Annotated in this window: 19 protein-coding genes and 1 pseudogene; 6 read left to right on the forward strand and 14 right to left on the reverse strand. The window is 74.9% G+C overall.

Annotation, left to right across the window (positions count from 1 at the left end):
- The first annotated feature begins 47 nt into the window (after nt 1-47).
- Nucleotides 48-1814 carry an aspartate--tRNA ligase gene (gene aspS / locus ACGF3I_RS13115; protein WP_393131257.1) on the forward strand — a complete coding sequence of 589 codons (1767 nt, stop codon included), beginning with the start codon at nt 48-50 and terminating at the stop codon, nt 1812-1814.
- A 363-nt stretch (nt 1815-2177) separates the two neighbouring features.
- Here aspS and ACGF3I_RS13120 read toward each other — a convergent pair whose 3' ends face one another.
- From ACGF3I_RS13120 to ACGF3I_RS13155, 8 genes are read right to left on the reverse strand one after another with little or no spacing between them, the layout of a single operon-like run.
- The gene (locus ACGF3I_RS13120) at nt 2178-3449 is read right to left on the reverse strand and encodes an NADase-type glycan-binding domain-containing protein (RefSeq protein ID WP_393131194.1); all 1272 of its coding nucleotides are present in this window, start codon (nt 3447-3449) and stop codon (nt 2178-2180) included.
- Between the two features lie 6 nt (nt 3450-3455).
- Nucleotides 3456-4025, reverse strand: a complete 570-nt coding sequence (locus ACGF3I_RS13125) for a phage tail protein (RefSeq protein ID WP_393131196.1) — start codon at nt 4023-4025, stop codon at nt 3456-3458.
- Entirely contained in the window at nt 4022-5968 is a 1947-nt protein-coding gene (locus ACGF3I_RS13130) for a putative baseplate assembly protein (protein ID WP_393131198.1), read from the reverse strand. Before ACGF3I_RS13130 ends, ACGF3I_RS13125 begins: the two co-directional genes overlap by 4 nt.
- A complete protein-coding gene (locus ACGF3I_RS13135) occupies nt 5968-6408 on the reverse strand; it encodes a GPW/gp25 family protein (protein WP_393131200.1) in 441 nt (146 codons plus the stop codon). The genes ACGF3I_RS13130 and ACGF3I_RS13135 overlap by 1 nt, the downstream gene beginning before the upstream one ends.
- Nucleotides 6409-6419: 11 nt before the next feature.
- A complete protein-coding gene (locus tag ACGF3I_RS13140; RefSeq protein ID WP_393131202.1) occupies nt 6420-8345 on the reverse strand; it encodes a VgrG-related protein in 1926 nt (641 codons plus the stop codon).
- Nucleotides 8342-9067, reverse strand: coding sequence for a LysM peptidoglycan-binding domain-containing protein (locus tag ACGF3I_RS13145; RefSeq protein WP_393131204.1), 726 nt, complete (start codon nt 9065-9067; stop codon nt 8342-8344). Before ACGF3I_RS13145 ends, ACGF3I_RS13140 begins: the two co-directional genes overlap by 4 nt.
- A gap of 2 nt (nt 9068-9069) precedes the next feature.
- Nucleotides 9070-9507: a phage tail protein gene (locus ACGF3I_RS13150; protein ID WP_267058993.1), complete on the reverse strand. Its 438-nt coding sequence runs from the start codon at nt 9505-9507 to the stop codon at nt 9070-9072.
- Between the two features lie 47 nt (nt 9508-9554).
- Nucleotides 9555-10898: a hypothetical protein gene (locus ACGF3I_RS13155; protein ID WP_393131207.1), complete on the reverse strand. Its 1344-nt coding sequence runs from the start codon at nt 10896-10898 to the stop codon at nt 9555-9557.
- Between the two features lie 10 nt (nt 10899-10908).
- On the opposite strand from ACGF3I_RS13155, the gene ACGF3I_RS13160 reads away from it, so the two are divergent.
- Nucleotides 10909-11352 (forward strand): hypothetical protein, encoded by a 444-nt coding sequence (locus ACGF3I_RS13160; protein ID WP_393131209.1) that lies wholly within the window; start codon nt 10909-10911, stop codon nt 11350-11352.
- 273 nt (nt 11353-11625) lie between these two features.
- Nucleotides 11626-12588 carry a hypothetical protein gene (locus ACGF3I_RS13165; RefSeq protein WP_393131211.1) on the forward strand — a complete coding sequence of 321 codons (963 nt, stop codon included), beginning with the start codon at nt 11626-11628 and terminating at the stop codon, nt 12586-12588.
- A gap of 713 nt (nt 12589-13301) precedes the next feature.
- Here the strand turns inward: ACGF3I_RS13165 and ACGF3I_RS13170 are convergent.
- From ACGF3I_RS13170 to ACGF3I_RS13195, 6 genes are all read right to left on the reverse strand, one after another.
- Nucleotides 13302-13460, reverse strand: a complete 159-nt coding sequence (locus tag ACGF3I_RS13170; protein WP_162952566.1) for a DUF6760 family protein — start codon at nt 13458-13460, stop codon at nt 13302-13304.
- On the reverse strand, nt 13457-13879 hold the full coding sequence (locus ACGF3I_RS13175; protein WP_393131213.1) for a hypothetical protein: 423 nt from the start codon (nt 13877-13879) through the stop codon (nt 13457-13459). The genes ACGF3I_RS13170 and ACGF3I_RS13175 overlap by 4 nt, the downstream gene beginning before the upstream one ends.
- A 20-nt stretch (nt 13880-13899) precedes the next feature.
- A complete protein-coding gene (locus tag ACGF3I_RS13180; protein WP_393131215.1) occupies nt 13900-14343 on the reverse strand; it encodes a phage tail protein in 444 nt (147 codons plus the stop codon).
- Nucleotides 14344-14399: 56 nt separating this feature from the next.
- Nucleotides 14400-15986 carry a phage tail sheath subtilisin-like domain-containing protein gene (locus tag ACGF3I_RS13185; protein ID WP_393131217.1) on the reverse strand — a complete coding sequence of 529 codons (1587 nt, stop codon included), beginning with the start codon at nt 15984-15986 and terminating at the stop codon, nt 14400-14402.
- 327 nt (nt 15987-16313) lie between these two features.
- Entirely contained in the window at nt 16314-16469 is a 156-nt protein-coding gene (locus ACGF3I_RS13190) for a hypothetical protein (RefSeq protein ID WP_393131219.1), read from the reverse strand.
- Nucleotides 16470-16658: 189 nt separating this feature from the next.
- Nucleotides 16659-18146, reverse strand: a complete 1488-nt coding sequence (locus ACGF3I_RS13195; RefSeq protein ID WP_393131221.1) for a hypothetical protein — start codon at nt 18144-18146, stop codon at nt 16659-16661.
- 291 nt (nt 18147-18437) lie between these two features.
- Here ACGF3I_RS13195 and ACGF3I_RS13200 point away from each other — a divergent pair, with 291 nt between their 5' ends.
- From ACGF3I_RS13200 to ACGF3I_RS13210, 3 genes and pseudogenes are all read left to right on the forward strand, one after another.
- Nucleotides 18438-21722, forward strand: a complete 3285-nt coding sequence (locus ACGF3I_RS13200) for a BTAD domain-containing putative transcriptional regulator (RefSeq protein ID WP_393131223.1) — start codon at nt 18438-18440, stop codon at nt 21720-21722.
- Between the two features lie 50 nt (nt 21723-21772).
- Nucleotides 21773-23344: a peptidoglycan-binding protein gene (locus ACGF3I_RS13205; protein ID WP_393131225.1), complete on the forward strand. Its 1572-nt coding sequence runs from the start codon at nt 21773-21775 to the stop codon at nt 23342-23344.
- Nucleotides 23345-23574: 230 nt separating this feature from the next.
- Nucleotides 23575-23832, forward strand: a pseudogene (locus tag ACGF3I_RS13210) (hypothetical protein); the annotation flags it as partial.

The raw sequence follows: 23832 nt of genomic DNA on the forward strand, positions 1-23832 counted from the left end.
AGAATCTCGCGAAGAGTCGCGCCGTCGCGCGAAGAATTGGACGAATGATGCACCGGTACCGGTCCCACACCTGCGGTGAGCTCCGCGCCTCCGACGTCGGCAGCGACGTCCGGCTCAGCGGGTGGCTGCACAATCGCCGAGACCTGGGCGGCATCCTCTTCATCGACCTGCGCGACCACTACGGCATCACGCAGCTGGTGGCCCGCCCCGGCACGGCCGGTGCCGAGGCGCTGGACAAGCTGTCCAAGGAGACCGTCGTCCGCGTGGACGGCAAGGTCGTCTCGCGCGGCGCCGAGAACGTGAACGGCGAGCTGGCGACCGGCGAGATCGAGATCGAGGTCGGCGAGGTCGAGGTGCTCGGCACCGCGAACCCGCTGCCGTTCACCATCAACGCCGAGGACGGCGTCAACGAGGAGCGGCGCCTCGAGTACCGCTTCCTCGACCTGCGCCGCGAGCGCATGCACCGCAACATCATGCTGCGCAGCGCCGTGATCGCCTCCATCCGCTCCAAGATGGTCGCGCTCGGCTTCAACGAGATGGCGACGCCGATCCTGACGGCGACCTCCCCCGAGGGCGCCCGCGACTTCGTCGTGCCGTCCCGCCTGAACCCGGGCAAGTTCTACGCCCTGCCGCAGGCGCCGCAGCAGTTCAAGCAGCTGCTGATGATCTCCGGCTTCGACCGGTACTTCCAGATCGCGCCCTGCTTCCGCGACGAGGACGCCCGCGCGGACCGCTCGCCGGGCGAGTTCTACCAGCTCGACGTCGAGATGAGCTTCGTCGAGCAGGAGGACGTCTTCCAGCCGATCGAGAAGCTCATGACGGAGCTGTTCGAGGAGTTCGGCGGCGGCCGGCACGTCACCTCGCCGTTCCCGCGGATCCCGTTCCGCGAGTCGATGCTGAAGTACGGCAACGACAAGCCCGACCTGCGCGCCAAGCTCGAACTCGCCGACATCACCGATGTGTTCGAGGGTTCGGAGTTCAAGGCGTTCGCCGGCAAGCACGTGCGCGCCCTGCCGGTGCCGGACGTGGCGGCGCAGTCCCGCAAGTTCTTCGACGGGCTCGGCGAGTACGCCGTCTCGCTCGGTGCGCAGGGCCTGGCCTGGGTGCGCGTCGGCGAGGACGGCTCGCTGTCCGGCCCGATCGCCAAGTTCCTCACCGAGGAGAACGTCAAGGTGCTCACCGAGCGCCTCGGCCTGGTCCCCGGGCACGCGGTGTTCTTCGGCGCGGGCGAGTTCGACGAGGTCTCCAAGATCATGTCGGGTGTACGCGTCGAGGCCGCCAAGCGGGCCGGGCACTTCGAGGAGGGCGTCTTCCGGTTCTGCTGGATCGTCGACTTCCCGATGTACGAGAAGGACGAGGAGACCGGGAAGATCGACTTCTCGCACAACCCGTTCTCCATGCCGCAGGGCGGCCTCGCCGACCTGGAGGAGAAGGACCCGCTCGACATCCTGGCCTGGCAGTACGACATCGTCTGCAACGGCATCGAGCTGTCCTCCGGCGCGATCCGCAACCACGAGCCCGAGCTGATGCTGAAGGCGTTCGAGATCGCGGGCTACGACCGCGAGACGGTCGAGGCCGAGTTCGCGGGCATGCTGCGCGCGTTCCGTCTCGGCGCCCCGCCGCACGGCGGCATCGCGCCGGGCGTCGACCGCATCGTGATGCTCCTCGCGGACGAGCCGAACATCCGGGAGACCATCGCGTTCCCGCTGAACGGCAACGCGCAGGACCTGATGATGGGTGCGCCCACGGAGCTGGACGAGTCGCGCCTGCGCGAGCTGAACATCGCGCTGCGCAAGCCGGTGGCCGACAAGTAGGGCTTCGCGCAAGGGAGTTGGCCCTCCCGGGGGCGGTCTCCCCGGGGGGCTCGTGCCCCTTACCGACCCCCCGGGCCCTGCGGCCCGGGGGGTCGGCCCGGTTCCGGCCGCGGCCGTCGATGCCCGCGCTGCACGCCGAGGTGCCGGCACCGCTGCACGACCCCGGTCAGCGGGTGCTGCTCCTGCGGGCGGCCGACGGCGCGAGCCGTGCGGCGCTGGAGCGGCTCAACGGGCCGTGACGGGGCGGCGCGGGGCATGCCGCACGCGGCGCGGCACCGCACGACCGCGTCCGGAGCGACGGAGTCGGGGCACGGACGGTGACCGGTGGCCCGGCTCCTCCCGACGGAGGAGCCGGGGCGTCGGCTAGTTCTTGGAGCGGGCGAAGAATTCCAGTTCGGCGATCGCCACCTGCTTGTCCTTCGCCGCACCGAAGGCCGACCGCAGGATCAGGCGGACCGAGGCCGCGTCGCGTACCCGGACGTTGATCTGCTGGACCCCGCCGTCGTTGATCGCGCGGTGCGACAGGTGCTGCTTGCCGCTCGTGTCGGTGACGATCAGGTCGAACTCCTGCGGCCGTGCCTGCTCCGACTGCTGGCCGGTGCGCTTGGACGTGCCGGGGGTGATCAGCAGGGCCAGCAGGTCGGTCGGCTGGCCGAAGGTCGCCTCCAGGTAGGTGCCCTCGGCGTCCTCCGCGTAGCCGGTGCCCCACCAGGTGTTGGAGTAGCTGTCGCCGGCCAGGTCCGGACCGTGCTTGGGGTCGGAGTGGGAGGCTTTCCACTCCGTGGGGTGGACGGCCACGCGCTTGGCGAAGTGGTCCTGCACGGCCCGCGCGGCCGGCGGTCCGCCGATGAAACCGCCCACCACCACGCCCACCACGGCCACCGCGACCAGGGCCCGCGCGATCCAGCGCTTGCGGTTGCGGTGCAGCGGCGGGCGCTGCCCGGCGTACGGGCCGCTCGCGTTGTCCTCGCGGCGCGGGCCGAGCGGCGTCGCGCAGCTGCGGCAGAAGTTGCGGTGCTGGTGGTTGGGGATGCCGCAGGCCGGGCAGGGAGCGCCGCTCTCCGGCGCGGGGGCCTGGGCCGCCGCGACCCGGGGCCGGGCGGCCTCCGGGCGGCCGGGCAGCACGGTGCCGGGGGCCTCGGGCGGCTGCGCCGCGGAGGCCTCGGCGACGGGGACCAGCAGGGCCCGGGCCGCGTCGGAGGCCGAGGCCGCGCGGGCCTCCGGCACCGCCGCGGTGTCCCGGGTGTCGCGCGCCGGGTCCTGTACCGCCGGGGTGGGGACGGTGACCGCGTCGGTCTGCGGCGGCCGGGAGGGCTGCGCCGGGGTGCCGGGGACGAACACGGGCGTGCCCGCGGGCGGCGTCGGCGCGTCCGGGGCGATGCTCCGGCGGACCGGCTCGGCGGCCGGCTGCGCGGCCGGCCGCGCCTGCTCCGGGGCCGGGCGGGCCGGCGGCGCGGCCGGGGCGGAGGGCGCGGCCGGCGCGGAGGCGGCGGGCGCCGAAGGGGCGGCGTCGGGGGCCGGGGCGCCCGGGGCCGTCCAGCGCAGGAACGCCCCGCAGGAGTCGCAGAACGACTGGCCGGTGGCGCGGGCCGGGGTGCCGCAGTCGGGGCAGGGGACCATGGCCGGGGTGGACATGAGAGGTCAGTTCCCTTCGGGGGTGAGGGTCTTGCGGGCGGTTACCTCGGCCGTGAAAGGGAGGTGCGCGGGGCGGGCCGCCGCCACCACCGCCTGGAGGCGGTAGGGGTCGACGGTGGACGGGTCGGCGACCCGCAGGGTCACCCGGAGCGAGGCCTTGGGGTCGCCGGGGAAGGGCCCGAGCGGCCGGGCCGCCCAGCTCGCGCCGCCGCTCTCGGTGATCTCGGGGCGCACCCCGAAGGCGAGGTGGACCGCGCGGGCGAGCCCGAGGGCGGTGCCCCGCACCCGGTGCAGCGAGACCGCGGTGGCCACCGCGTGCCGGCGGATCGCCAGCGGCTCGGTGCCGTCGAGCTCGGTGCCGACCCAGCCGGTCAGCCAGTCCACGAAGTCCTCGGGGGCCAGCGCCGGATCGAAGTACGCCTCCAGGCAGTCCAGGACGTTGAACAGCGGCGCGAGCACCACGTCAAGGCCCTCGACGAAACGCTGGGCCAGGTCGTCGTCCGCGTACACGGCGGGCAGCTGGGCGCCCAGCGGGTGCGAGGAGGCGAGCCCGTCGACGGATCCGCGCGCGCTCATCGGGCCTCGATGACGCGGACGCGGTGGTCGAAGGGAAACAGCAGCGCCGACGGGGCCAGTTCGATGCGGTCCGTGGCGTCGCCGCGGCGGCCGGTCAGCGGGTCCGCCGGGTGCAGCAGGACCTCGTCCACCAGCTCGACGCCGGGCACCCGCTGGAGCGCGGCGAAGATCTCGCCCGCGCGCAGCGGACGGCCGAAGGGCCAGCCGGTGCCGTGGGCGCCGCCGGTCAGCGGGTCCAGATAGGAGTACAGCGCGTTGAGCGCCTCCTCGCGGACGTGGTCGGCCTTGGCCGCGCGGAAGGAGTGCAGGGTGGCGACCACCGTCACGCCCTGGTAGAACGGCGGGCCCACCGCGAGGCGGGTGCCGAGCGGACGGCGCTCGTCCAGGAAGGACGTCACCCGGCCCAACAGCTCCTCGCCCGGCACCAGTTGCTCGAAGCGCAGCCGTCCGCCCCGGTCGGGCACGGCCTGCGGGACGACCAGCACCCGCACCGCGTTGTCGCCGGACTCGACGGCGTCCGCCGCGAGGCAGGCGATGCGGGCGGTCTCGGGCGCGGCCCGGCGGGCCAGCTCCTCGTAGTCGCGCGCGGTCACCGCGCGCTCCTGGGCGCGCAGCGCGATCGGCGCCCGCGTCTTGGCCTCCTCGACGGTCTCGCCGTCCACGCCGCCGCGCGCCGCCTCCCGGTTCTCCACCCGGGAGATGTACGGGATGGAGCTGCGCAGCACCTGGATCGCGCCCCGGGCCACATTGCCGGCGCGCCCGCCGCCGGTGCCGTACTGGGAGGCCCGGATGGCCGCGCCCTTGATGGGCACGGCGCCGAACTGCCGCACGGAGCCGTCGGGTTGGCGCACCGAGGGGCCGAAGGCGAGCTCGCCGGTGGCCGCGTCCAGGGTGAAGTGACGGTCGAGGGGGGAGGAGGAGGCGAAGTCGTCCACCGCCTCCCACTCCTCCCAGCCCTCGCCCGCCGAGACCTCCAGGCGTACGCCGCCGACGACCGGGGCGTGCGCGAGCATGAGCCGCTGGCCGGGGACGCCCTCGGAGTCGCCGAGCGACTCGTCGCGCACCGTCTCGGCGTGCGAGACGCGGGTGGTGCCGCCGATGGTGAAGGCGGAGGCGCCGCGCACGGTCGGCGAGACGCTGTAGAACGGCTGGCCGGCGGCGGCCTCCACGACGCGGCAGCGCAGCCAGCCCGCGTCGAGACCGCCCATGCGGGACACGGTGTGCGCGGTCGGCATGTGCAGGATGACCTCGCCGGGGCGGTTGAGTCCGCCGGTGGTGTCCTCGGCGACCTCGCACTCGGCCCAGCCCTCGGCCGTCCAGGCCTCCCACACCAGGGGCGGCTGGCGCGGGTCGACGCCGACACCGTCGACGCGGCTCTCCAGGCGCAGCGCCGCCGTGCAGTGCGGCAGCGCCGCCGACAGGCCGAACAGCAGGATGTCGCCGGGCAGCGGGCCGGAGCTGAACACGGACACGTCGGTGCCGCCGAGCACGTCCTGCGAGCAGTTCTCCGGGGCCGATCCGGCGGGCTGGCGCAGGACGTGGTCGAGCCGGCAGGGCACGATGGTCAGGTCCTCGTCCGACGCGAAGACCACCGCCTCCTCGGTCTCGGTGCGCCCGGTGGCGACCTCGGTGCCCCGGGGCAGCACGACGGGCTCGGCCTGCGGCGCGGACAGCCAGAACGTCACCGCCGCCTTGGCCGCCGACGGCGGGAACAGCGTGACGCCGAGCAGGTCGAGGAAGGCGAGCTGGTTCTTCTCGGGGACCCGGTTGAGCCGGTACACCAGCTGGTCCGCCATGTGCGCGACGGCCTCGATCAGGGTGACGCCGGGGTCGGAGACGTTGTGGTCGCTCCACTCGGGGCAGCGCTGCTGGACGTAGCGCTTGGCGTCGTCCACGAACTGCTGGAAGCGGCGGTCGTCGAGATGGGGTGCGGGCAGGGCCATCAGTTTCGTTCGCTTTCGCCGGGCGTCGGGCCTGGCTGGTCGCCGCCCTCGGAGGGAATCACGTAGAAGGGGAAGACGAGGCTGCGCGGATTGTTGGTGCCACGCACCGAGTAGCGCACGTCGATGTGGAGCACGGTCGGCTCGTCGGGCGCCGGGGTCACCGTGACGTCCTCGACCTCGATCCTCGGCTCCCAGCGGTCGAGCGAGGTGCGCACCTCGTAGCGGATCCGCCCGGCGGTGGCGTCGTTGACGGGCGCGAACACCAAGTCGTGGACGGCGCAGCCGAATTCGGGACGCATCGGCCGCTCGCCCGGTGCGGTGGCGAGCACCAGGCGCATGGACTCCTCGATCTCGCGGTCGCGGCGGGCCAGCGCGATGCCGCCGCCCGGCTCGATGCGCATCGGAAAGGCCCAGCCGGCCCCGACGAAGTGTTCGCTCATCTCAACTCTTCCTAGACGATCGGCATGCCGTTGACCAGCGGCAGCGCCGACTGCAGTGTGAAGGCAGGCGTGTTGACCATGACGGTCGCCGAGTCGATGGAGACATTGGCGATCGCGTTGATGGTCGTCTCGGCCACCGAGTTCAGCGCCAGCAGTCCGCCCGCGCCGATGGACGCCTCGCCGCCCGCCTTCACGTCGAACGCGAGGCCCGCCTTCACGTTGACGGCCATGCCCGCGTCGATCTCGATGGCGCCGCCCGACTTCAGGCTCAGATTGCCGCCGGCCTTCAGGGACAGGTCGCCGCCCGCCTCGATGTCGACGCTGCGCATGCCCCTGATGTCGACGCTGCCGTCGCTGTTGATCGTCAGGGAGGTGCGGGCCTCGTTCATCTGGATGTGCAGCCGCCCCTTGCCGGTGCGCAGCCGGATGCCGCTCTCCATCCGGGCCGCCCCGCCCGATTCGAGGATTTCGAGGGTGTGGCCGCTGCGTCCGGTCAGCGAGCGCCAGTTGATCTCGCCGCTGGTCGGGTCGACGGCCGGGTAGTTGTCCGGTTCGCGGGTGTGTTTGTCGATGCCGTTGTAGAGCCCGGCGATGACATAGGGGTGCTCCAGGGAGCCCCGGTCGAAGGCGCACAGCACCTCGTCGTTGACCTCGGGCAGCAGCAGCCCGCCGCCGCCCTTGCCGCCGAACTGGGCGACCCGGCACCAGTCGCTCTCGTACGTGGCGGACAGCCACGGGAACGACAGCCTGACCCGGCCCATGCGCAGCGGGTCCTTGGTGTTGGTGACGAGCGCGACCGCGACGCCCGGCATCGGAGGCGCCTGGTCGGTGCCGCCCGAGGCGAGGCCGTACAGCGAGCGGAACTGACGGCCCGAGACGGTCAGCCACGTCGTGTACAGGTCGCCGGAGGCGAAGACGTGCCGTACACCGGTCGCCGTGTACTTGCCCTCGAAGGGGAAGCCCGCGCCCTTGACGGCGATGGGGGTGCCCGGCTGGAGCGCGGGGTTGCCGGTGATGGCGACCTCCAGCTCGGCGAACGCGCCGGTGACGTCGTCGGCCAGCGCCTTGGAGGCGTGGGTGACCTGGGACAGGGTGGTGTACGGGACCTGGGTGGCGGTGAGCTCGGAGGCGCCGAAGGGCAGCGTCACCTGGCCCGGGGTCATGTCGGCGTCGATGTCCTTGCTGGTGACCGCGGGGACGGGCGCCTGGAGCTTCTGCCGGGTGCGCATGTCCCAGCCGCGCACATTGACCTTCCTGACCTGCCCGGCGGCCGTCATCGTGGCCCGGCTGTGCAGGTTGTTCGACCCGAAGTCCAGGACGTACGGGCTCTGCGCGGCCGGGGTGGTGTCGGAGGGGGCGCCCGAGGCCGGGTCGAGTCCGGCGAAGTTGAGCTTGCCCTTGTTGTCGAAGGACAGGCGCACGTCGTTCTCGGCGGCCAGCCGCGACAGGAAGTCCCAGTCGGTGATGTTGGGCTGGGTCGCCAGGTCGTACACCGTGGACGTCGACTCGATCTTGCCGATCTTGAGGCCGTTCTGCCCGGCGACGCGGCGCACGATGTCGGAGGCCGTCATGTTCGGGTAGCCCTCGACCCGGCGGTTGCGCAGCAGCCGGTGGCCCGGGTCGTAGCCGCGCACCAGCAGGTGGCGGCCGCTGCCGGGCTCGGAGTCCATCTCCAGCGCGGTGACCTCGCCGGTCATCATCGGATCGCCGCGCCGGCCGTCGGTGAACGGGCTGATCACCACCTTGGCCCCGATCTTCAGCATCGGGAACTTGGTGGTGAGCTTGCTGTCCTTGTCGCTGAACGTGAGCTGGAAGGCCGCCGGTACGTTGACCGAGGAGTCCACCCAGCCCTCGACCAGGCGCAGCGCCAGCGGATCCGGCAGCACGGTGCCGTTCAGCTGCACGTGCAGGACGGTGGTGAAGGTCTTCTCGGTCACGCGGGGCCCTCCGAGGAAGCAGGCAGGAGCAGCTCGGTGCCGGGGCGCAGCCGCATCGGGTCGTCGATCTCGTTGGCCTCGGCGATGACGCGCCACTGGGTGGCGTCGCCGTACTCGCGCCAGGCGAGCGAGGCCAGGGTGTCCCCGGCGACCGTGCGGTGCACCCGGCGCGCCGACAGCGCGCCGGAGGTCGGGTTCTGGCGCTTGGTCTCGCTGGCGACCTCGGTCAGCGACAGGCTGCACGTGGCCCGCAGCGGAATGCCGTTGGGGCTGAACAGCGTGTAGTGGGCGTTGACACTGGTGACGTACGCGACGAACTGGACCGTCGAGAACGAACCCCAGCTGAACTCGACCCACGGCGGCGAGGGCGCCTTCGCGCTGATGCTCTGCGAGGTCACCTCGCAGCACGACAGCAGCAACTCCACCTGGTTCTGCACCGTGTTGGAGCTCGGGGTGCCCGAGGCGTCCAGGAACACCTCCAGCTGGAGCGAGGCCGGCATCGCTCCGGTGAACTTGGGCGGAGCGCCCCGGTTGTAGGAGATGGCGGGGGTGGTGACCCAGTTCGCGGAGCGGCCCAGCTGCACCTGGGACGGGTTGAACTGGAACTTGACCTCGCCGATGCGCCCGCCCATCGAGCCGCCCAGGTCGGTGGGCGGCTGGTGGATGGCGAGGGTGGCGCGGGACAGTCCCTTGGCGGACTTGCCTCCGGAGGGGGCGGCCATGCTCACGCACCTCCCGCGTCGGTGAAGCCGTGGTGGGCGATCTCCAGGGTCTCGGTGGCCACGCTCGGGCTCGCCGGGTCCAGACTCGGACCCGTCCAGCGCACCGGAAGGACCTCGACCAGACCCCACTGCGCGACGATCGAGCCGTCGGCGCGCAGCGCCGCGATCTGGGCGGTGGGCCGGGTGATGCCGGTGGCGAGCGAGGAGATCCAGGAGGCGACCTTCGAGGTGTCGGCGGTCAGCGGGCGGGTCAGCCGGATCGTGGAGAACGTGACCCGGGTGGGCAGTTGCCACACGAACCCGTTGTTGCCGCCCTCCTGGCGCTGCTCCACCTCGACCTCCGAGGCGAGACCGTCACAGCCGTTGAACAGGCCGAGGTTCTGGCCGTCGATGGTCAGCTTGAAGAAGACGGTGGAGCCGGGGTCAAGGGTGGTGGGCATGGGGTGGTCTTCCGTCGGTGGGAGTGGTTACGGGCGGTCGTGGCGGGTCATCGGTCGCGCAGCTTGCCCAGGCGTTCGCGGTCCCCGCGCAGTTCGGCGCGGAGCAACCGCGAGAGCGGGGCGACGAGACGCCGGGCGAGCGCGTCGATGTCGTGCGGCGTCTGCTCGGCGTCGGCACCGGCCGGTTCGGGCGCGGGGGCCTGCGCCTGCGCGGTGCGCTGCACGGGCGGCGGATCGGCCCGCCGCTGTACGGGGGCCGAGTACGCGGGGCCCGGCGCGGGCGCCGGGGGCGGTGGCGGCGCGGGGCTGCGGCGTACGGGCACGACGGGCGCCGGGGCCTGCTGCGTCACCGCCCGCTGTACGGAGGGCTGCGCCATGCCGGGCCGCGGGGCGGGGCCGCGCAGCGGCACCACGGGACGGCTGTCGCCGGACGCGGGCGCACGGGTGAGCGGCGCGGGGACGGCCGCGGGCGCGGGCGCACCGGCCGGGCTCGGCACGGCGGGGGCGCTCTGGTGCCGGGTGGTGAGCGGCCGGGACGAGGCGAGCGGCGGCCCGCCAACCGCCGCGCGCTGCAAGGGAGTTGGCGCGGGCAGGCGCACCTTGCGCAGCGGGGACGGGGGTGCGGCGGGCGCGGCCGGGGCCGGCGCGGCCACCGGCTCGGGGGCAGGGGGCGGGGCGAGGGCGGGACCGGTCGCGGCGGCGCGCTGGACGGCCGGGCCCGCCGCTGCCGGCGGCGTGAACGGCGACGGGAGCGAGGGGGCCGGGGCGGCGGGCTGCGCCGGGGGCGGGGTGAGGGGCGCCCCGATCAGAGGACGGCGCCGGGCCGCGTCCGGACCCTGGCTCTGCACCCGGCTGACCCGGCGCACCATGGGCTTGCGCTGGACGGGAGGCGCGGCCGGGGGCGGGGTGGCGGGCGCGGGCGGCGCGGCGGGCGCCGGCCGGGCGGCCTCGCTCGGGACGGCGGGCTCGGCGGCAGGGGCCGGCGCCGGGGCCTGCGCGGGCTCGGCCGGGCGGCGCACCATGCCGACCGGATCGAGCCGGTAGGAGGGCACCACCGGACGCGGAGCCGCGGTGAGCCCCCGCCCCGGTGCGGCGGCCCGCTGAACGGGCAGGGGCAGCACGGGAGTCGACCCCGCCCCGGCCGCACCGCCCGCGGGCGCTGTTCCGGTCGGGGCCACCCGGCGTACCGGCACCGCGGCCCGCGCCGGGTTCTGCCCGGCGGACCGCGGGCCCGCGGAGGCCGCGGCGGACCCGGCGGGGCCCGCCGGGGCGCCGACGTCCCGCCGCACCGGGGGGACACCCGCGTCCGCGCCCTGCGCCGGGCCGGCCGGAGCCGCCCCGATCGGCGGGCGCACCGACGCGAGGGGAAGCTCGGCCGCAGCGCTCGTCACCCCGGGCGGGGTGGGGCCGGACGACGGCGAGACCGCACGCTGGACGGCGGGGCTGCCCGAGGACGGTCCGGAGTTCGCGGGGCGCGCGGGCGTGCCGGGCGGCGTCGCGGCGGACCGCTGGATCGGGGGCCCGATGGGGCTCGCGGGAGCGGGCCTGCCCGCGCGGGCAGAGGGGTTGGACGCGGTGTCCGGCGTCCGGCCGGGTGCTGCGGCCCGCTGCACCGAGGGCGTACCGGTCTGCGCCGCGCTGCCCTCCGCGCCGGGGCCGCTCCTGCGCACGGGCAGGTCGGGGCCCCCGGCCCGCGGCGGCTCGGGGCGCGTCGGCGGGGCGGGCGGGGTCGTGGCGCGCTGGACGGCGGGCGTGGGCGCGGCCGGGGCCGACGGGCTCGATGCCGGACCGGAGCCCTGGGCCGGGGCGGCGGACGGGCCGCTCACGGACTCCGCCGAGGGCTGAACAGGCCGTGAGCTAGGCGCAGTTGAGCCGGGTGCGGACTTCGGCGGCGTGGAGGCGCGCTGGGCCGAGGGGCTCGTGCCGGGCGCGGCCGGGGTCGCCGGAGCCGGGCTCTTCGTGCCGCCGGACGCGGGCGGCGGCGCTTGAACCGCGCGCTGGACGGCGGGGCCGGCGGGGGACGGGTTCGGTGCGGCAGAACGGCCGGGGTCGCCCGCGGCCCGCGTCGTGCTGGGGCGAACGGGCGGCGGAATGGCGGGAGTTGAGGCAGAAGGGCCCGTGCCGGGTGTCACGGCGGGGGTGCTCGCCGCAGGGGCAGGCGGGACGGAGGGGCGCACGACCGGTGCGGGGCCGCCGGGCGGGGTCGAACCGGGCGCAGCCGTCGGGGCGTTCGGGGCACGGCCCGGCGAGGGCGCGGCAGCACGCTGCACGGCGGGGGCCGGGCCGCTGGACGGCGTCGATCCGGCGGCCGGAGCGGAGGCGCTGCGCGGCGTCGGCGCGGGAGGGGTCGACGGGGCGTTGGGCGTCCCCGGCGGGGGCGTGGCCGCTCGCTGTACGGAGGGCGCGGAGCCCGTGGCGGGGGACGGCCCGCTGGGCGGTGTGGAGGGGCCGGGGGTGGCTGAAGTGGCGCCAGGAGACGTCGAGTTGGGCGTCGCGCGCGGAAGCGAGGCGGCCCGCTGCCCTGCGGGGGTCGAGCCGGCGGCGGGGGTGCTCGGCGTGGAGCCGGCCGGGGTGTTGGAGGCGCCCTGCGACGGGGTGGCCGAGCGTCGCACGGGGGGCGTCGGGCCGGCGCCCGGCGCGGTGGAGCTGCGCGGCGCGGCGGTGGGGCCCTGTGCCGGAGCGGCCGAGCGCTGCACGGCAGGGGTGGAACCGCCGACGGGAGCCGATCCGCCTGCCGGGGCCGATCCGCTCGGGGACGACGGCGTGCGCCCCCTGGTCGAGGTGTTGCCGGGCGCCGAAGCGGCGGGCCCGGCCGGGGTGTTGGGGGACGGCCGTGCCGACGAGGGCGCCCGCTGTACGGAGGGAGCGGAACCGGAGGCGGGAGCCGCCGAGGCACCGGCGGGCGTCGCCGAAGCGCCGGTCGGAGCGGCGGGTACCGTGCCCCGGCTCGGAGCCGCCGGAGCCGGTCGCGTACCTGGCAGCGAACCCGTGCCCGGGGCCTGGCGCGTCCCCGGCACCGATCCCGTACCCGAAGCCGAGCCCGCACCCGGCACCGATCCCGTGCCCGAAGCCGAACCCTGAGCCGACGCCGCAACCGGACCCGACCCCCCGACCGGAAGCCCGGAGCCGCCGGTCTGAGCCGCACCCCTCGGTGCGGAGCCGCTCCCCGTGGCCGCGCCACCGGCCGGAGTCGGCCCGGCGGAGCGGGACGCAGGGCCGCTCGGTGCGGAGGCGGCAGCCGGGGCAGCACCGCCGGTACGGGCCGAACCAGAAGGAGGGGCCGAGGAGTTGGCGCGAGGCGCCGCCCCGGCACCGGGGGCCGGCGCGGCCGGCGCGGGCCGGGACGCGGCCGCGCGCTGCACGACCCCGGCGGCCGGAGCCCCCGTGGGCTCGGCACCCGGGGCGGCAGGGGCCTCGCGGCCCGCGACCGGCAGGCGCAGGGCGGGCAGCGGAAGGGACGACGGCCGGCCCGCGACCGGCGTCAGGGCGTTGTGCAGGACGCCGTGCGGGGCCGTGGGCGAGACCGCGTGGGTGAGCGGGCGCACCACCGAGAGGTCCTGGTGCGCGGCCAGGGTGGAGCCGAAGGCCGACTCCGCCGTGAGGCGGGGCGCGGCCAGCGAACGCTGCATCAGGGGCGCGGCGGCCCAGCCGCCGTCCCCCTGCGCGGGGGACGGCGACGGGGCGGCCTGGGGCGCGGCCCCGGGGGCCGGGGCCCCGGACCCGGTTCCGTACCCGGCTGCGGATCCGTCCTCGGACGGCCGGTTACGCCGGCGCTTGAACAGGGCCATCCCCCGTCACCGCTCCCCTTCGCCTTGTTCCACCAGTGCCGCCACCCGCCGTACGTACGCCCGCCGGTCCGCATGCTCCAGGTCGAGGATGGAGTCCATGTCCCAGTGGAAGTGGTAGGCGAGGTACGCGGTCTCCTCCTCGATCCGGTCGGCCGCGTACGTCACGATTCCCCCAGGCGGCTCCCGGCCAGTTCGACCTCGAAGGACTGCTCGCAGTGCGGGCAGGCCACGGCCGCGCGGGTGTGGCCCTCGGCGTTGATCTGCCGGTAGAAGTCCTGGAGGAAGGCCAGGTCGGAGGCGAACATGCTCTCCACCGTGCCGTCGTGGACGTCACCGAGCGTGCCGAGCCGGGTGATGACCCGGCCGAGCAGGACCACCGACAGGTACGCCGGGTTCTCGCGGACCCGGACGTCCCGCAGCGGCACCAGCTCGTCGCGTGCCGTGGCGAGCCGCATGGCGCCGCGCCGGTGCACGGTGCCCGACTCGTCGACGTACCCGCGCGGCAGCTCGAACTCGAACTCGGTGCGCAGGGTCTCCCGCGCGCCGGACGCGGCCGGGGTGTCGACCCCGGGCGCGCCGGCCATTCCAGGACCTTCGCGGCGCATTACTCGATGACCAGCTCTTCGAAGGTGATGGTGACCTGCTCGGTCATGGCCGAGGCGTCGCCCGCCTTGACCGCGCTGACCTCGACCTTGGTGCACCAGGCGTTGCGCAGGTTGTAGCGCTTCACCGGGCTGTCCTGGTAGTCCATCATGATGATCGAGGCGTTCTTGCGGGCCGAGCCCATGTTCCCGTCGATGGACTGCTTGATCCACTCGGAGAACGTCGAGGACTGGGTGGCACCGCGCGTCACCGTGCACTCGCCGGCCTTCTTGACGCCGGGGAGCTTCTTGATGATCGGCTTGCCGTCGGCCGAGACCTGCTGGTACTCGATGACGTCCTGCTCCATCGAGAGGCTGGAGACCTCCTGGAGGTACTCGACCATGACGCCGTCGATCTGCAGGCCGAAGTTGTGTGTGGTGAGCGCATCACCAGGCTGAAGCGACATGCTGGTTTACTCCTGTTCGTGCGAAAAGGGCTGTGGGCTGGGCGAGTTGGGGCGGCCTACTCCTCCAGCTCGCCGCCGCCGCCCGAGAACTGGGCGAGCCGGAACACGACGAACTCGGCGGGCTTGACGGGCGCGATGCCGATCTCGCAGACCACGCGGCCGAGGTCGACCGACTCCGGCGGGTTGGTCTCCGCGTCGCACTTCACGTAGAAGGCGTCCTCCGGGCGCTGCCCGAACAGGGCGCCGTTGCGCCACTCGTTGACCAGGAACGCGGAGATGTTGCGGCGGATACGGGCCCACAGCGCCTGGTCGTTCGGCTCGAACACCACCCACTGGGTGCCGATGAGGATCGACTCTTCGAGGTAGTTGAAGTAGCGGCGCACGTTCAGGTAGCGCCAGGCCGGGTCGGAGGCGAGGGTGCGGGCGCCCCAGACGCGGATGCCGCGGCCCGGGAAGGCGCGGATGCAGTTGACGCCGACCGGGTTCAGGAGGTCCTGCTCACCGCGGGTGATCTGGAGCTCCAGGTCGACGGCGCCGCGCACGATCTCGTTCGCGGGGGCCTTGTGCACACCGCGCTCGGAGTCGTTGCGGGCCCAGATGCCCGACATGTGACCCGACGGCGGGACGACCTTGGTCTGGCCGCTGGCGGGGTCGAAGACCTTGATCCAGGGGTAGTACAGCGCGGCGTAGCGGGAGTCGTAACCCGCCACCTCCATGCGCCACTTGCGGATGTCGCGGGCGTTGAGGCCGGGCGGCGGGTCGAGGACGGCCATGCGGTCGCCCATCAGCTCGCAGTGCGAGACCATGCCGAGCTGGACGGCCTTGACCTGCTCCAGGTCGATCAGGCCCTGCTGGTAGGCGGCCATCAGGTCCGGCGCCGCGACCATGTTGATCTCGTCGAGGGCCTCCAGGCCGCCGAAGCCGGTGCGGTCCGCGGAGTCGCCGATGAACTGGCCGGACTCGATGCGGGCGACCGTGCCGCTGGGGGCGGCCGGGGCGGGGGCGGCGGCCGGCGGGGCCAGGGTGACGGCCTGCGCGTCCGGCTTGGCCAGCTGGGCGCCGGCCGTGGCCTCCTCGACGGTGATCGTCTTGGAGCGCTGCTTGACCTGCGTGACTACGTAGTTGCGCGCCGACTTCTTCGCGCTGACGTCGAAGTTCTCGACGACGGTCTCGCCGTCCTTGACGATCAGCTTGAAGCGGTCGCCGTTGCCCTCGCCCTCGGCGTCCTGCACCTCGACGGTCAGCGCGCCGCCGTTGGCGGTGCCGGCCGTGATCGCGGAGACCTTGAACGAGCCGAGCGCGACGGCTTCACCGGCGGTGATCGCCTGGGGCGCGGCGGCGGCCGAGGACTGCGGGGCGCTCTGGTGCACGCCGGCGTCGGTCCCGCCCACACGCACCACGTACGCGGCGGTACCGCCGTTGTTGAAGAAGCCGTAGACGGAGTGCGCCAGGTAGTACCCGTCCGTGAACTCACCGAACTCGGCGACGTACTGGGACCAGTTGGTCACCAGCGTCGGCTCGTTCAGCGGCCCCACGGGTGCGAGCCCGACGAAGGCCGCCACCGAGGTGCCGACCCCTTCGATGGGGCGGGATCCGCTGGCGACTTCCTCGACGTACACGCCGGGGGACAGGTAGTTGGGCACGGGAAGCTGCTCCTTGATGCTGGTGTACGGAGGGTGGGCTGGCGCCCGGAAGCTGAGGGGCCCTGCCCCGGCAGAGCGCGGGGCGGACGGCTCGCTCCGCATCCGAGCTGCATGCGGCTGTCCCGCCCCCCGAAACGCTGCCACCGGCCAATTACCCCTCCAGGCTTCCGTAGCGCGAGCGGCGCCGGGAGGGAAGAAGGTGCGTGGACGAGGGCAGGCCAAGCTGCCCTTCCGGTCATCGGCGCGGGATCGCCCGGCCGGATCGGGTACGGCGCGTGCCGCTCCGGTGCCCGCGCTCGCGCGGTGAAAACCCCGGAAGGGGGCCGGTCAGTTCTCGTCCTCGTCGTCGGCCGGCCCCGCCGGGCCCGCCGGTGAGCCGAGCCGCCCGGTGCTCAGCCGGTTGGCCTCGCGCACCTTCTCCAGGAGTTCCTCCCTGCGCCGTCTGTCCTCGGCCGCCTGCTGTTCCGCACTGCTGTCCCTCATGGCGCGCACCCCCTGGGCGGATGCCGGCTCCCCGTCCGGCCCGCCCCAGTCCGTGATCGTGCGGTCGCTGTCCGTACGTCAAGCAGCGTGCTCCCCGGGGCACGGACCTGGAAAGTGGGCGCGCCCCTCCAACTCCTTTGTCCGAAAACGCGGGTGGGCACGGGGGCGCACGGAAGCGCCGGGCGCCCGCTACTGCGCCGGTGCCCCCGCTTCGGCCCGTGGCCGCTGCACCCGCAGCGTCATGGGGTTGTTGAAGTAGCCCGAGGCCGCCTGCTGTTCGTGGAAGCTCTCGCCGGGGCCGCCGCCGTAGACCCGGAAGAACCAGGAGCGACAGGTGTGGTCCTCGAAGTCCTGCTGGAGCTGGAGGCGCGGCATGCCCCGGTTGCGCCGGACCTCGGGGTCGCGCACCAGGGCCGCGAGCACCTCGTCGAACTTCGCCTTGAACGCCTGCTGGTCGTCGCTCTCCAGGAGCGGCTTGAGCTGGGCGAACCAGCCGCGCCCGGCGTTGGCCCGGCGCAGCAGCACCGCGTACAGCTCGGCCCGGGCCTTCTCGTCGAACTCGTTGCGGCTGTAGTTCTCCAGGGTCACCTGGCAGCTGCCGTCCAGGGAGCGGGCGACGACGGCCGCGAAGTGGTAGCCCCACACGTTCTCGCCGCGCGTGGCGGGCGGGGACACCGAGTGGTCGCGCTGGTCCGCCGCCAGCATGCTGAAGATGGCGAAGCCCTCGCCGGGCGCGGGGGAGGCGTACTTGTTGATGCCGAGCCGCCGCTCGGTGGTGTCCCGGCCGCCGTCCCGGGTGGCCTCGCCGTATCGGCGGCCGAGGTCGGCGGCCGGCCGGCCCTCGCCCCGGGCGGCGGCGAGCGCGCCGTCCGGGCCCAGGGTGTCCGTGTGGTCGCCGGCGACCGCGTCGGCCAGCCGGTTGGCGCGGGTGTCGCTGTCCGAGCCGGGAGTGAGCAGGAAGTCGCTGTCGTCGGCCAGCACCGCCTGGGCGCGCTTGGCGTGTTCGGAGCCGATGAGGCTGCACGCCACCGAGATGCACGTGGAGCGCAGCAGCGAGACGAACTGCCCCGGCCTGCTGTCGGCCGCCTGGTCCCCGATCACGGTGGGCTGCACCCGCAGCAGCCGCTGCCCGCCCACGCCGATGCTGCGTCCGCCGGTGGTGAGTTCGACCGTACTGTTGACCGCGCGCAGCGCCGCGTTGGCGTTGTCCACGACGGCCTGCACGGCGTAGAACTCCTTGGGTTCGTCCACGCCGTGCACGGCGAGCGTGCCGTCGTCGGCCACCCTCAACGGGGCGTTCGCGGGGCCCACTTCGGCGAGTTCGTAGCGCAGCCGCTCGCGGATGTCGCGCGGCTCGCGTCCGTCGCCGCCGCCCATCGCCCAGCGCGGCTCGGGCCCCTGGGCAACGAAGTGCGGTCCGCTCTCGCCGGGTTGGGGTGATGCGTCGTACGAGCCGCCGGGGCGGTCGGTGATGCGCTGCACCGGCAGGCCTTCGCGGTCCTGGGCCGCATCATGGGACGGGCCGTCCGCCCGGTCCGGCCGCGGGGCCAGGAGGCGGGCCAGCACCGCGTTGCCCGCCGTCGTGTGCAGCCCGGCCAGGGCGTCGTTCTGCCGCGCGGCCCGGGCCGGCCGAGAGGCGGGCTGCCGCTGTGCCTGCTGTTCCTGCCTGACCCGCACGGTGGTGCGCTCCCCTCGCTCGTCGCGTCGCGATTGTTTGTGCCGCCGATACGGAACGCAGGAGGCGCCCGGCCCGTCTTGGGGGCAGGGAGGGTGCCCTTTCGACCGGTTACCCGCGGAACAGGGGGGCAGTTCAAGCCATCTCCTTGTGCGATACACATGCTGATGCGGGTCCGTGCGCGGTCCTGGCGTAGCGTTTCGGTGGACCGGACGAACCTGATCCGGGGGGCCGAAAGGGCAAACGTCGGGGGACGAATCGGCCGGGCCAGTAAGAGGAAGAGGCGGCGGCGCGTGACGGAATCCGGCGGAACGGGCGAGAGCGGCACCATCGGCGGCGGGGCCGACGGGCTGCGGTTCCGGATGCTCGGACCCGTCGAGGGGGATCTCGGCGGCCGGGCCCTGCCGCTCGGCCCGCCCCAGCAACGGGCGCTGCTCGCCGTCCTGTTGCTGCGCGAGGGCAGGCCGGTCTCGATGCCCGAACTCCTCGACGCGATCTGGGGCGAACGGCTGCCGCCGCGCGGCGTCGGCACCCTGCGCACCTATGTGTCGCGGCTGCGCACCCTGCTCGAACCGGGCCGCCCCGCGCGCACCCCGGCCCGGCTGCTGGTGTCGGCCGACGACGGCTACGCGCTTCGGGTGCCGTCCGGGGCGCTCGACACCACGCTCTTCGAGGCGCGCCTGGCCGAGGCGGCCCGGCTCCGGGGCGCGGGCGACGTGCCCGGCGCCCACCGCGAACTCGGCGGCGCGCTCGCCCTGTGGGGCGGCAGCCCGCTGGCCGGACTGCCGGGTCCGCACGCCGAGCGCCAGCGCGACCGGCTCACCGAACTGTGGCTGTCCGCCCGCGAGGACCATTTCCACGGCTCGCTCGCCCTGGACCGGCACGCCGAGACCATCGCCCCGCTGCGCGCGTTCGCCTCCGAACACCCCCTGCGCGAACGCACCCAGGCGCTGCTGATGCTGGCCCTGCACCGGGCCGGGCGCCAGGCCGACGCGTTCGCGGTGTACGAGGCGACCCGGCGCACCCTCGCCGAGGACCTGGGCGTGCCGCCGGGCCCCGAACTGACCGCCCTGCACACCAGGTTGCTGACCCGTCAGGAGCCGTCCGCGTCCGCGCGCTCCGGGGCCGCCGCCGCACCGGCCCGTTCCTTCATACGCCCGGCCGCCGGCAGCCGCCCCGCCGGCCGCCCGACGGCCTCCCCCGACCCGGCCCGCGCGGTCCGCCCGGCCCGCGCCCTGCCCCCGGCCCGCCGGGCCCCCGTACCCGGTACCCCGCCCGCCGCCCGCCCGGCCGCGGCCCCGCGCGCGGAGCGGGCGACCGCGCCAACGCCCCCCGCGCCGGCGCCCGCCATTGCGCGGAGCCTGGCCCGTCCGACCCAACTGCCGCCTCCCCTGCGGGACTTCACGGGACGCGAGGCCGCCCTCAAGGAACTGACGGCGCTGCTCCAGGAGGCCTCCGAGGCGCGGGCCGTGGGCATCGCCGTCCTCACCGGGCTCGGCGGCGTCGGCAAGAGCGCGCTCGCCGTGGCGGCGGCCCACCGGATGCGCCGCGCCTTCCCCGACGGCCAGCTCTACGCGGACCTGCGCGGGGCGGACGTCGACCCCGCCGACAGCGCGGACGTCCTCACCCAGCTGCTGCGCTCCCTCGGCGTGCCCGAGGCGGCCGTCCCCGACGAGGCGGGCCAGCGCGGCGCCCTGTTCCGCTCGCTGCTCGCGGGCCGGCGGGTGCTGCTCCTGCTGGACAACGCCCGCGACGCCGCCCAGCTGCGCCCGCTGCTGCCCGGCACCCCGGGCAGCGCCGTCCTCGTCACCAGCCGGAGCCGCGTCGTGGGCCTGCCCGGCGCCCGCCTCCTGGAGGTGGAGGCGCTGACCGAGCAGGACGCGCTCGCGATGCTCGACAGCGTTGTCGGGGACGACCGGGTGGCCGCGGACCGTGAGGCGGCCCGCCGGCTCGTCGAAGCCTGCGGCCGGCTGCCACTGGCCGTCCGCATCGCCGGAGCCCGGCTCGGCGCGCGCTCCGACTGGGCGGTGGCCGACCTGGCCGCGCGGCTGCGCGACGAGCGCCACCGCCTGGACGAGCTGGAGGCCGACGGGCTGGGCGTGGACGCCGCGTTCCGGCTCAGCTACCGGGGCCTTGACGCCGACGCGGCCCGCGCCTTCCGGCTGGTCTCCGCGGTCGCCGTGCCGGTCTTCGGCCGGGCCACCGCCGCGGCCCTGCTCGGCACCGGCGAGGACGCCGCCGAGGACGCGCTCGAAGACCTGGTCGACGCGGGTCTCCTCCAGGACTGCGGGGTCGACCGCTACCGCTTCCACGACCTCGTGCGGCTCTTCGCCCGGCGCGTGCTCGACGCCTCCCCGGACGCGGCCGAACGCCCCGCGGCCCAGCGCAGGCTGCTCGACCACGTCCTGGCCACCGTCATCCACACCGTACGGACGCTGCGCCCGCACAGCGCTCTGCCCGGCCTCCTGCACGCGCCACCGGCGCCCGGCTACCGGCCCGCCGACGCCGGGGCCGCCCGCGCCTGGCTCCACGAAGCGCACCAGCTGATCCGGGCCACCGCCGAGCAGGCACTCGGCAAGGGGCCCTGGGCCGACCTCGGCGCCGAGGCGGTTCGGCCCGCCGTCGACCTCCTGACCGGCTGGGCGCACCTGGTCCTCGGCACCGCGCGGCGCCGCGAACTCCAGGGCCCGGCCCGCCTCGCGCTCGCCGCGGCGCACTGCCACGGCGACCCGCGGGCGCAGGGCCGCGCGCTGCGCCTGATCGCCGCCGTACCGCAGCAGGGCGCCGACACCTACGCGCGCGTCGAACGCGTGCTGCGCCAGGCACTGCGCTGCGCGGCGCTCGCCGGTGATCCGCTGACCGAGTCGGAGGCGGCCCACGAGCTGGCCATGATCCTGGCCACGATGGGCCGCCCCGGCGAAGCGCTCCCCCTGTTCGAGCAGGCCTACGCCCGCTTCGTCGAACTGGGCAGCCACGCCGACGCGGTGCGCGTGCTCGCCCATGTCGTGCGGGCCCACATGCTGCTCGGGCACAAGGAGCGCGCCGAGGGGGCGGCCGATGAAGTACTGCGCTCCGCGCGGGAGTTGGGCGACCGGGGTACGCTCGGTCATGTGCTGTACCAGATCGGCTGCGCGCTGCTCGCGGGCGGCCGGCCGGTGCGGGCGGCGGCCCATCTGCGCGAGTCGCGCCAGCACCACCAGTGGGTGGGCGACCTGCGCTGGGAGGCCCTGGCCTGGGCCCGGCTCGCGCACTGCGCGCTGGCCAGGGAGCGGCCGGGTGAGGCCGCGGCCTGTGCCACGCAGGCGCTGTCCATCGAGGGCGACCTCGGCGACCCGTTCTGCCGCGGCCTCGCGCTCGCGGCCCGCGGCCGGGCGCTGCTCGCGCTCGGCGAGACACCGGCGCTGTCCGCGCTGGCCTCGCTGCGCACCGCGCACCGGCTGCTCAGCGCGCGCGGCGCGGCCGAGGCCGAGGAGCTGACGTCGCTGCTGTGGCAGGCGCCGGCGGTGCCGCGCCGGCCGGCGGCCCCGTCGGGCGCCCCGGTGCCCGGGGCCACGAGTGCAGCGGGCGCTGCCCTCTGACAGGGACTTTCGGGCACGGTGGCGCACGGCGTGCCCCCTAGCCTTCCCCCATGACCATGTGGACGTCTCTGGACCCGGCCGCCGTCGCCGTCGATCCCGGTGGGCGGGCCACCGCGCGACTGCGCGTGCGCAACACCGGGGACACGGTCGAGGAGTACCGTCTCTCGGTCGTCGGCGCCCCCGCGGGCTGGTCACGGATCGAACCCGACACCCTGCGCCTGTACCCCGGCAGCGAGGCCACCGCGGAGATCTCCTTCGCGCCGCCGCGCTCCCCGGACGCGCTCGCCGGCCCCGCCCCGTACGGGATCCGGGTGGAGCCGCGTGAGCACCCCGAGCTGCGGGACGTCCTCGAAGGCCACGTCACGGTCGGGCCCTTCACCGAGGTGCGCGCCGAGCTGCTGCCGCCCAGCCTGGTGGGCCGGTTCGGCGGGCGGGCCTCGGTGGCCGTCGACAACCTCGGCAACACCCCGCTCACCGCGTCCCTGGTCCTGCGCGACGACACCAACCGGCTCACCTGCGAGATCGCGCCGAACGCGGTGCAGATCGCCCCCGGCCGCGCCGCGTTCGCCACCCTCACCGTGCGTCCGCAGAAGGTGCGCTGGTCCGGAGGTTCCGAACACCACCGCCTGACGGTGTCGGTACGCCGCTCCGGCGACGACACCGGTCATCACGAACTGAGCGGCACCTTCGAGCAGCGCGCGCTCCTGCCGCGCTGGCTGATGGCGGTCGGCAGCGCGGCCGTCGCGGTCGCGATCGCGCTCGTGGTGCTGTGGCTCACCTTCCAGCCGAAGGTGACCACCGCGACCGGCGAGGCGCAGACCAAGTCCGGCGCGCAGCCGGTGCCGCTCGGCGCCGAGTCCCCGCTGCCCGCGGCCCCGCCGTCCGCGCCGCCGGTGAACCCGGGCGCCCCGACCCCCGCCGGCGACGGCTCGGGCGGCGGCTCCGGCTCCGGTGGCGGCGGTGGCGGCGGCTCGGAGCTCGGCGGGGGGCCGCCCATCGTGCCGCCGCCCCCGAAGCAGGCCGACCCCGCCCCGAACGCGCCCGAGGGCCCGGTCTGGGACGTCGGCTACAAGCCGGACAGCATCGTCACCTTCGCGCAGTACCGCCTGGCCACCCTCGGCAACGAGTGCACGCTGCGGCCCGGCTGGACCGCCGGGGTCATCGACAAGTCCACCCAGGCCTCGCTCACCTGCTACCAGCAGCACGTCATGCGGGACAAGAAGACCAGCATGGAGCTGACGGCCACCGACAAGAAGCTCGGCACCCTCGGCCGGGCCACCCTGAGCTCGATGTGGGCGCAGGGCATCCGCGCCGAGAACGTGACCAAGGGCTCCAAGAACTACGAGGTCACCCGGCTCGCGGCGGCCCTGTGGTGGGCGAACCAGTCGACCATTTCGGACGCCGACCTCACCCGCGACCGCCAGTACGCCGACAAGGGCATCGCGTTCTTCCAGGCGGGGCAGAAGAACGGCTACGCGATGAAGTCGGACGACGGGCTCGCCTCGGCGATCCGGGACTTCCAGACCAACGTCGGCCTCAAGGCGACCGGCGTCGCCGACACCAGGACCATCAACTGGCTCATCGGCGGATCCGTGAAGGACCGCGGGAAGCCGGGCCGTTAGCGCGGACGTTAGCGGACGTTAGGCGCTGCTGATCACGGCCTGACAGGCTGGTCGCAGCCACGGACTCCCGGGCGGTTGTTCCCCCGCAACCGCCCGGGTCAGGCCTCCTCCGGCAGCCCCCGGCCGGGGCCGCCGGACCAGCGGGGATGGCCGGTCGGGCAGGCGGGCCTGCCCCCGGAACTGCCCCTTCCGGCCCTGTACTTCACCACCCCTGGCACTTGACTCGTGGGGTGAGTATGTGGACTGCCCTGGAGCCCCCCGCCACCACCGTCGCCCCCGGTGACAGCGCCGTCGTCAGGCTGCGGGTGCGCAATACGGGGGACACCGTCGAGGAGTACCGGCTGGTGCCGGTGGGCGATGTCGCGGGGTGGGCGAGGGTGGAGCCGGGGGTGCTGCGGCTCTATCCGGGGGCGGAGGCCACCGCGGAGATCACGTTCGCGCCGCCGCGCACCTCGGACGCGATCGCGGGGCCGAGTCCTTTCGCGGTG

The organism is Streptomyces sp. NPDC048111 (genome assembly GCF_043202815.1).
GTDB lineage: Bacteria > Actinomycetota > Actinomycetes > Streptomycetales > Streptomycetaceae > Streptomyces.

Bases quoted from the DNA above. Each gene is read 5' to 3' on its own strand.
- aspS (WP_393131257.1), top strand. From the start codon at position 48: ATGCACCGGTACCGGTCCCACACCTGCGGTGAGCTCCGCGCCTCCGAC.
- ACGF3I_RS13120 (WP_393131194.1), bottom strand. From the start codon at position 3,449: ATGTCCACCCCGGCCATGGTCCCCTGCCCCGACTGCGGCACCCCGGCC.
- ACGF3I_RS13125 (WP_393131196.1), bottom strand. From the start codon at position 4,025: ATGAGCGCGCGCGGATCCGTCGACGGGCTCGCCTCCTCGCACCCGCTG.
- ACGF3I_RS13130 (WP_393131198.1), bottom strand. From the start codon at position 5,968: ATGGCCCTGCCCGCACCCCATCTCGACGACCGCCGCTTCCAGCAGTTC.
- ACGF3I_RS13135 (WP_393131200.1), bottom strand. From the start codon at position 6,408: ATGAGCGAACACTTCGTCGGGGCCGGCTGGGCCTTTCCGATGCGCATC.
- ACGF3I_RS13145 (WP_393131204.1), bottom strand. From the start codon at position 9,067: ATGGCCGCCCCCTCCGGAGGCAAGTCCGCCAAGGGACTGTCCCGCGCC.
- ACGF3I_RS13150 (WP_267058993.1), bottom strand. From the start codon at position 9,507: ATGCCCACCACCCTTGACCCCGGCTCCACCGTCTTCTTCAAGCTGACC.
- ACGF3I_RS13175 (WP_393131213.1), bottom strand. From the start codon at position 13,879: ATGGCCGGCGCGCCCGGGGTCGACACCCCGGCCGCGTCCGGCGCGCGG.
- ACGF3I_RS13180 (WP_393131215.1), bottom strand. From the start codon at position 14,343: ATGTCGCTTCAGCCTGGTGATGCGCTCACCACACACAACTTCGGCCTG.
- ACGF3I_RS13190 (WP_393131219.1), bottom strand. From the start codon at position 16,469: ATGAGGGACAGCAGTGCGGAACAGCAGGCGGCCGAGGACAGACGGCGC.
- ACGF3I_RS13205 (WP_393131225.1), top strand. From the start codon at position 21,773: ATGACCATGTGGACGTCTCTGGACCCGGCCGCCGTCGCCGTCGATCCC.